Origin of the sequence: Actinoplanes oryzae (assembly GCF_030757795.1) — a bacterium.
Lineage (GTDB): Bacteria > Actinomycetota > Actinomycetes > Mycobacteriales > Micromonosporaceae > Actinoplanes.
In genome coordinates this window covers 26103-34311 of the sequence record NZ_JAUQWH010000095.1, presented here as the reverse complement: position 1 = coordinate 34311, position 8209 = coordinate 26103, and the positions used below count along the sequence as shown (strand labels likewise).

The window sequence follows — 8209 nt, the reverse complement described above, 5'->3', positions numbered from 1 at the left end:
TGCTGCTGCTGGTCGGCGGGTGGCCCCAGACCTGGTACGCCTGGCGCGAAGTCATGCCCGCCCTCGCCCGCGAGCACACCGTCGTCGCCGTCGACTCGCGCGGCGCCGGGCTCTCCGCCAAGCCCGACGACGGGTACGACGCCGGCACCCTCGCGGCCGATCTGGTCGCGCTGATGACCGCGCTCGGGCACGACCGGTTCGACGTGGCCGGGCACGACATCGGCACCTGGACCTCGTACGCCCTCGCCGCCGATCACCCCGGCCGGGTACGCCGGCTCGCCGTCGTCGAAGCGGTGATCCCCGGCCTCACGCCCTCGCCGCCCGTCTTCGGCCCGGCCGCGCTCAACCACAAGCTCTGGCAGATCGGCTTCAACCGGCTCACCGACCTCAACGAGGAGCTGGTCCGCGGGCGCGAGCGGCTCTTCTTCGGCTGGCAGTTCTCGACCAAGGCCGCCACGCCCACCTCGATCCCCGCGTACGCCGTCGACGTCTACCTCGACGCGATCACCGCGGATCCCCGGGCCCTGCGGTCGAGCTTCGCGTACTACCGGGCGCTGGACGAGACGATCGCGCAGAACGAGCGGCGCAGCAGGACCCGGCTGACCCAGCCGGTGCTCGCCGTCGGCGGCGCGCGGTGGAGCGGCGAGTTCGCCGTCCAGACGATGCGGCTGGCCGCGGACGACGTCACCGGCGCCGTCCTCGACGACTGCGGGCACTACCCCGCCGAGGAGCAGCCGGCACGCTTCGCCGGGCTCCTCGGCGACTTCCTGCGCTGATCAGGTCTCGAGGCTGCGCTCGATCTCGACCACGGTGCCGGCGGAGGTGGAGGTGACGTTCACCGCGCCGTAGGCGTTCATCAGCAGGGCGCCGCGGCCCCGGTCGGCGGGGGCGGGCCGGGCCCGCCACGTGCCGTAGTCGCGGACGCTGAGCCGGACGACGCCGCCGGCCACCTGGAGGCGTACGTCGACCTCGGGCCGGGCGGGCTGCTGGGCGTGCTCGACCGCGTTGTTGACCGCCTCGGTGGCGGCGATGAGCAGGTCCTGCATCAGGTCCTCGTCGGTCACCGTGCCGGTCAGGGCGGTGCGCAGGTCGCGGCGCAGGGCGCCGGAGGCCGTCGGCACCAGCGGGTACGTCCAGTGCTGGTCCAGATCGGCGGGCGCGGCCGCCCGGGCGGGCACGGCGCGGGGCAGGCGCCGGACCACCAGCGCCGCCACGTCGTCGGTCTCGGCGGCGCCGCGGACCACGGCGTCGATCAGGTCGCCGGCGGAGACGGCGTCGCCCGCGTCGTCGCAGCGGGCGAGCAGGCGGCCGATCCCGAGCCCGAGGTCGCCGCGGCGGTCGCCGGCCAGCCCGTCGGTGAAGGCGACGAGCACGGCGCCGGGCGGCATCTCGGTGCGGTTCACGGTGTACGTGGCGGAGGTCAGGCCCAGCGGCGGGCTGGTGTGCCCGCGCAGCCACTGGGCGCGGCCGCCGGGGACGCGCAGCACCGGGGCCGGGTGCCCGGCGGAGCACCAGCTGAGCTCGCCGGTCGCCGGGGACAGCCGGGCCAGCAGCACGGTCGCGTAGTGCGGGGTGCTGAGCCGGGCGAGCATGGCGACGAGACGATCGAGGACGCGCGGCGGCGCCTGGTCCTCCCCCGCGTACGCGCGGACGGCGTTGCGCAGCTGGGCGGCCGTGACCGCGGCGCCGAGGCCGTAGCCGGCGACGTCGCCGACGCTGAGCAGCAGGTCGCCGCCGGGCAGGGTGAACGCGTCGTACCAGTCGCCGCCGACCCCGCCGGAGACCGGCCGGTAGCGGGCGGCCAGCTCCCAGCCGGGCAGCGCGGGCAAGGTCGGCGGCAGCAGGCTGTGCTGCAGGGTGGTGGCGATCTGGCGCTCGTGGCTGAGCTCCCAGCGGCTCTCGGCGAGCGCGGCGAGGGTCACGGCTATCGGCGCAAGGGCGGTGGCGGCGCGGGCGGACGGCGACCCGCCGGGCATCTGCACGGTCAGCGAGCCGAGGTCCTCGCCCGTGCCGCTGCGCACCGGCACGACGACGCTGCTCGCCTCGTCCGTACGGGCGTCCTTGTCGACGGCGTCGCTGTGGAACGTGAGCGAGTCGCGGCCCGGGCCGGCGTGCAGGACGGTGGTGGCGCGCAGCCCGCCCAGCAGGGCGCGGGCCTGGTCGGTGGCGGAGCGGATGGCCTCCTCGAGGGCGCGGCCGGAGGCGATCACCGCGGTGGTGGCGGCGGCCGCGGCCGTACGCCCGGTGCCCTCGACCGGCTCCTGCGGCCGCCCGCGCCGCAGCGCCGCCCGCACGCGCGCGAGCAGGTCCGCGGCGGTGAACGGCTTGACCACGTAGTCGTCGGCGCCGGCGTCGATGCCCTCGGCGCCGGACTCGCTGCCGGCCCGGGCGGACAGGACCAGGATCGGCAGCGTCCGGGTGGCGGGCTGGCGGCGCAGCTCGCGGATCAGCGAGAAGCCGTCGAGCCCGGGCATCATCACGTCGGTGACCAGCAGGTCGGGCGGGTCACGGCGGATCGCGTCGAGCGCGGCGCGGCCGTCGGCCACACCCTGCACCTGCCACTGCTGGTCGGTGAGCAGCCGCATCAGGTACGCCCGCATGTCCGCATTGTCGTCGGCCACCAGGATCCGCGTGCCGCCCTGCGCCGTGCCGGGAGTGTCGGTGACGGTCCAGCTCAGCGCCTCCTCGGCGAGGGCGTGCGCGGCGGCTCCGGGCTGTGCCGGGGCGGCCGGGGCGGCGGCGGGGTCCACGGCCTGCCAGGGCAGCGTGACCGTGAACGTGCTGCCGCGACCGGGCGCACTGGCCACGGTGACGTCGCCGCCGAGCAGCCGGCTCAGCTCGCGGACCAGGGCCAGCCCGATGCCGCTGCCCTCGTGGCTGCGCGCCCGGGCGCCCTGCACCCGGTGGAAGCGGTCGAAGAGGTGGGCCTGCTCGTCGGCGTCGATGCCGATGCCGCTGTCGGACACCCGCAGCCGTACGCCGCTCTCGTCGCTGTCGAGGGTCACGCGGATCTCGCCGACGAAGGTGAACTTCAGCGCGTTCGAGATCAGGTTGGTGACGATGGTCTCCCAGTGCGCCGGGTCCACGGCGGTGGGGCGCGGCAGGGGCGGGCAGTCGACGACCAGGCGCAGCGAGGAGCGCTCGACCGCGGAGCGGAACACACCGGCCAGGCCCGCCGTGAGCCGGGCCAGGTCGACGGCGCGCGGGGTGTTGCCGGCCCGGCCCGCCTCCAGCCCGGAGAAGGTGAGCAGGTTGTTGACCAGGGTCAGCAGCCGGGTCGCGTTGCGCCGGGCCACGTCGACGCGCTCGCGCTGGCGGGGGCCGAGCGGCTCCTCCCTGTCGTCGAGGGCGTCGGCGAGCGGGCCGAGCATGAGGGTCAGCGGGGTGCGGAACTCGTGGCTGACGTTGGTGAAGAAGGCCGTCTTGACCCGGTCGAGCTCGGCGAGCTGCTCGGCGCGCCGACGCTCCTCCTCGTACGCGAGGCTGTTGCGCACCGCGACCGACACCTGCCGGCCGAGCAGCTCGAAGAACGAGCGGTAGCCGTCGTCGAGGCCGCGGCTCGGGCTGACCGCGGCGGTGAGCACGCCCAGCGGGTGCCCGGGCTCGCCGGAGGACAGCGGGACCGCGACGACCTGCCGGACGGGCTCGCCCCACGGGCCGCCGGGCACGACGAGGCCGGCGGGCACGTCGCGCACCTGCAGCGCCTCGGGCACCTCCCCGTCGAAGGGGATCTCGGGACCCGTCGTCGCCACCGTGCCGTCGCGCAGGTGGATCGCCGCGAAGGGCACGTCGAGCGGGTGCCCGGCGATGGCGTCGATGAGCCGCTCGGTGGTCTCGGCGACGCTGCCGCCGCCCACGGAGACCTCGCGCAGCAGGCGCAGGCGGCGCTCGCCGACGATCTGCTCGGTCACCTCGCTGCAGACGGTCAGGACCCCGACGGTACGCCCGGCGTCGTCGCGCGCCGGGGCGTGCGAGACGCTGAAGTACGCCTCCTCGCGGTAGCCGGCCCGCTCGAGCGCCAGCTGCAGCGCGGGCACCCAGCTGGCCACGCCGGTCGCCATGGCCTCGGTGATCAGCGGCTCGAGCACGTCCCAGCCGGCCTCGAGCGTGACCCGCACGTCGCCGCCGAGCGCCCGCGGGTGCTGGTCGCCGATGAGCTTGGAGTAGGCGTCGTTGTAGAGCTGGGTGTACTCGGGGCCCCAGAGCAGCAGCATCGGGTAGCGGGAGGACAGCACGATCCCGACGGCGGCGCGCAGGCTCTGCGGCCAGTCGCGCACCGGCCCGAGCGGGGTGCGCGCCCAGTCGATCCGGGCCATGAGCCGCCCGGTCTCCCCGCCCTCGAACAGCCCGGAGGTCGGCGGCTCGTCAGCCGGCATCGCTCGTCACCCCGTCATCACATCTCCCTCGCGCCGCGCGGCGCAGCCCGACCGACACTACTTCGTCGTACCCGCGTGATGACCTGGTGATACCTCGCCGCGCGGTGAAGCGTGCTACTACTTTGCCCGACAAAAAGCCACAATCAACCCTCTTTCGGCGGAAAGATGACGGGGACCTCGTTACCGAGCACCACCCGCGCGAGCAGCCCGGCGAGAGCTTCTTGTTCCGGGGCACCCAGGACCGTGGGGAGCTCGGCGATCCGGCGGCACGTCTCGTCGTAGAACTGCCGGGCGAGCCGGGCCCCGTCGGCCGTCAGCCCCACGAGCACGCCGCGGGTGTCACGCGGGTCGGGCTGGCGGCGCACCAGGCCCAGGCGCTCGGTGCGGTCGACCAGGCCGCTGAGACTGGACTTCGCGAGGCGCAGCGTGGCGCTCAGCTCGCCCATCGCGTACGCCCGCGGCATGAGGACACAGAGCAGCTGCCCTTGCTGCTGCGTGATGCCGTGCTCCCGGGCTGACCCGGTGTAGACCGCGTCCACCAGGAACGACGTCCGCACCAGCGCCGCGACGATGTCCATTCGGGGAGTCTATTGCTAGGTTGTAGTTCGCAGTACGAACTACGACGGGGAGGCATTCATGGCGGACGTGGTATTCGGTTTCGGGGCGCACTCGGGCGTCGACGAGGCTTCCGGGCTGCTGCGGCTGACGGCACTTGCCGACCGCGAGGGGCTTGATCTGTTCTCGCTGTCGGACCATCCGTACCTGGGGGCGCGGCTGGACGCGTACGCGGCGATCGGCCTGATCCTGGGGCGCACCGAACGGCTCGCCGGGCTGGCCAACGTGACGAACCTGCCGCTGCGGGCGCCCGCGATGCTGGCCCGCACGGTGACCTCCCTGGCGGCACTGTCGGGCGGACGCATCGTGCTGGGCGCGGGGGCGGGCGGCCGCTGGGACCGGATCGCGAGCATGGGTGTGCCGCGCCTCACCCCCGCGGCCGCCGTCGAGGCGTTCGAGGAGGCGATCACCCTGATCAGGCTGTTGTGCGGCGGCGGGGAGCCGGTGACGTTCGACGGTACGCACTACCAGGTCAGCGCGCTGCAACCGGCAAGCACCCCGGCGCCGCCGGTGTGGACGGGCTCGGTGGGGCCCCGGTCGCTCGCCGCTACGGGCCGCGTCGCCGACGGGTGGATCCCCGGGCACGCCGCGGACTGGCTGAGCAGGCGTTACCGCGAGTCGCGCCCGATCATCGACGAGGCGGCGCGGGCCGCGGGGCGGGATCCCGGCGACATCCGGACGGTCTACAACCTGCCGGGCCGGATCACCGGCGCGCCGGTGGCCGCTCCGCGCGACGCCGACGGGCGATGGGTGGGTGGATCCGTGGACCAGTGGGTCGAGGAGCTGACCTCGGCGGCGGTGGAGCACGGGGCCGGCGGGTTCATGCTCTTCTCCCCCACCGGCGGGACGCCCGACGAGGTGTCCTTGGGGCGCTGGGCCGCCGAGATCGTGCCCGCTGTGCGCGCTGCCGCCTGACGCCAGGGCCGGCCCCCGCCGGGTCGCCGGTGCAGCCCGGCGCCCGGCGTCGGGCCGTGCGCGGCGCACGACTCCGGGCGGTGGCCCTTCGTCTGCCCCTGATGCGCCGCTAACCCGTTCCCCCCGGCGGCGACCCTCCACAGTCGAGCCCGCGGGTGGCATCGTGGGAGGGTGACATTACGCTCACTCCTGGCACGCACGCAACGCCTGTTGAGTGACGATCCGCCGGAGTCGTCTGGGCAGGTGTTTCGCGGTCCGGGCATTCAACAGCTGTTTATCAAAGGGGGAGGCGAAGCATGGCCCACCCACCGGGCTCGCTGGCGGCCAAGCTGAACCGTCTGTTCGCGACCGTCCGGCCGCGACCGGAACAGATCCAGCGCGGCCGCCCCGGCCGGGAATGGTTCAACAGCGAGGTCGCCGAGCGCATCAACGGCCCCGGCGAGGTCGCCGACCGCATCCACCGCACGGTCGGCCCGGTCACCATCAGCGGCGCCTACATCGGCGAGCTGCGCCAGGGCAAGGTCACCGACCCGCGCCTGAGCCACCTCAAGGCCCTGGCCATCGCCTTCGAGGTGCCGGTCGGCTACTTCGTCGACGACGCCCCGCCCCGCCCGGGCCAGCTGCGCGACATCCTGGCCGGCGCCGGCCTGTCGGACCGCAGCCAGGCCGCCATGACCACCATCTTCGAGCAGCTCCTCGAGGTCGAGGGCCTGACCGCCGCAAAGGACACCCCCCAGTGACCGTTCCCGCCGTCCCCCTGCCCGAGTCGATCGTCACCGACCCGCACGGCGTCTACGCCCGGCTGCGCGAGCAGGCACCGGTCCACCGCTTCGCCCTGCCCGACGGCGCGTACGCGTGGATCGTCACCCGCTACGACGACGCCCGCGCCGCCCTGGCCGACCCGCGCCTGTCGCTGAGCAAGACCCACGCCGCCGACGGCGCCTGGAAGGGCTTCGGCCTCCCGCCGGCGCTGGACAACAACCTGCTCAACATGGACCCGCCGGACCACACGCGGCTGCGCCGGCTGGTCGGCAAGGCGTTCACCCCGCGCCGCGTCGAGGCGATGCGCCCCGGCGTCGAACGCGTCGCCGCCGCCCTGCTCGCCCCGGTGGCGGCGGCCGGCGGCGGCGACCTGGTCCGCGACTTCGCCGTCCCGCTGCCGGTCGCGGTCATCTGCGACGTCCTGGGCATCCCCGCCGAGCGCCGCGCCGACCTGGGCGACTGGGCCGGCACGATGCTCGCCCCGCCGCGGGACGACCCGGCGGCCCCGGCCCGCGCGGTGGGCCGGCTGATCGCCTTCCTCACCCAGCTCATCGCCGAGAGGCGGACCGCTCCGGGTACGGACATCCTGTCGGCCCTCGTCGCCGCCCGGGACGAAGGCGACCGCCTCACCGAGGACGAGCTGACCTCGCTGGCGTTCCTCATCCTCGTCGCCGGCTACGAGAACTCGGTCCACCTCATCAGCAGCGGCGTCCTCACCCTGCTCGAACACCCCGACCAGCGCGACGAGCTCGCCAAGGACCCGGCGCTGCTGCCGAACGCTGTCCGCGAACTGATGCGCTTCGAGCCGCCCACCCCGGTCTCCATCCGCCGCTTCGCCAAGCAGGACGTCGAGCTCGCCGGCGTCACCATCCCCGCCGGCGACACGGTGATGATCGCCATCGCCGCCGCCGACCGCGACCCGGACCGCTACCCCCACCCCGACACCCTCGACCTGCACCGCGACACCACCGCCCAGCTCACCTTCGGCCAGGGCATCCACTACTGCATCGGCGCGCCGCTCGCCCGCCTCGAGGCCGAGGTTGCGCTGGGCGCTGTCCTGCGCACCCTCCCCGGCCTCACCCTGGCCGTCCCCGCGGCCGAACTCCGCTGGCGCGACTCCTACCGCTCCCGCGCCCTCCTGTCCCTCCCGGTCCACGTGCCGCCGCTGTCCGCACCGCTGGACAACCAGGGATGACCGGCCTACATTGAGGTCACGCCGTTGCGAGTTCTTCCCCCGTGGAATTCGCAGCGGCGTTCTCCGTTCCCGGACCCTCCGCCGGACGGGCGGCTGAACGCGGCGCATCACCCTTGTCGTGCCCCGCGAAGCCGACGTCCGCAACGCCCGGCAACCGCGATGGCCCGGACGGCGACCCCGCAGCTGCGCGCGCACGGCGGCGCGGGCGGGCAGGCACAGCGGCGGCGCGCACGGCCGGGCAGGCACCGCGGCGGCGCGCGCACGGACGGGCAGGCACAGCGGCGGCGCGCACGGCCGGGCAGGCACCGCGGCGGCGCGCGCACGGGCGGGCAGGCACAGCGGCGGC

The 8209-nt window shown here is 74.9% G+C and carries 6 protein-coding genes; 4 read left to right on the top strand and 2 right to left on the bottom strand.

Annotation, left to right across the window (positions count from 1 at the left end; all coding sequences use genetic code 11):
* Window positions 1–776: alpha/beta fold hydrolase (locus RBH18_RS27085; RefSeq protein ID WP_306212646.1), on the top strand; the 776-nt coding region annotated here is incomplete at its 5' end.
* On the opposite strand, the gene RBH18_RS27080 is transcribed toward RBH18_RS27085, so the two are convergent.
* Together RBH18_RS27080 and RBH18_RS27075 are read right to left on the bottom strand one after the other, a co-directional pair.
* Window positions 777–4376, bottom strand: a complete 3600-nt coding sequence (locus RBH18_RS27080) for a SpoIIE family protein phosphatase (protein WP_306212644.1) — start codon at window positions 4374–4376, stop codon at window positions 777–779.
* A gap of 143 nt (window positions 4377–4519) precedes the next feature.
* Window positions 4520–4954: a MarR family winged helix-turn-helix transcriptional regulator gene (locus RBH18_RS27075; RefSeq protein WP_306212642.1), complete on the bottom strand. Its 435-nt coding sequence runs from the start codon at window positions 4952–4954 to the stop codon at window positions 4520–4522.
* A 58-nt stretch (window positions 4955–5012) separates the two neighbouring features.
* Here RBH18_RS27075 and RBH18_RS27070 point away from each other — a divergent pair, with 58 nt between their 5' ends.
* From RBH18_RS27070 to RBH18_RS27060, 3 genes are all read left to right on the top strand, one after another.
* Window positions 5013–5906 (top strand): LLM class flavin-dependent oxidoreductase, encoded by an 894-nt coding sequence (locus tag RBH18_RS27070; RefSeq protein ID WP_306212640.1) that lies wholly within the window; start codon window positions 5013–5015, stop codon window positions 5904–5906.
* A 296-nt stretch (window positions 5907–6202) separates the two neighbouring features.
* Window positions 6203–6646: a hypothetical protein gene (locus tag RBH18_RS27065; protein ID WP_306212638.1), complete on the top strand. Its 444-nt coding sequence runs from the start codon at window positions 6203–6205 to the stop codon at window positions 6644–6646.
* Window positions 6643–7863: a cytochrome P450 family protein gene (locus RBH18_RS27060; RefSeq protein ID WP_306212637.1), complete on the top strand. Its 1221-nt coding sequence runs from the start codon at window positions 6643–6645 to the stop codon at window positions 7861–7863. Before RBH18_RS27065 ends, RBH18_RS27060 begins: the two co-directional genes overlap by 4 nt.
* The last annotated feature ends 346 nt before the right edge of the window (window positions 7864–8209 follow it).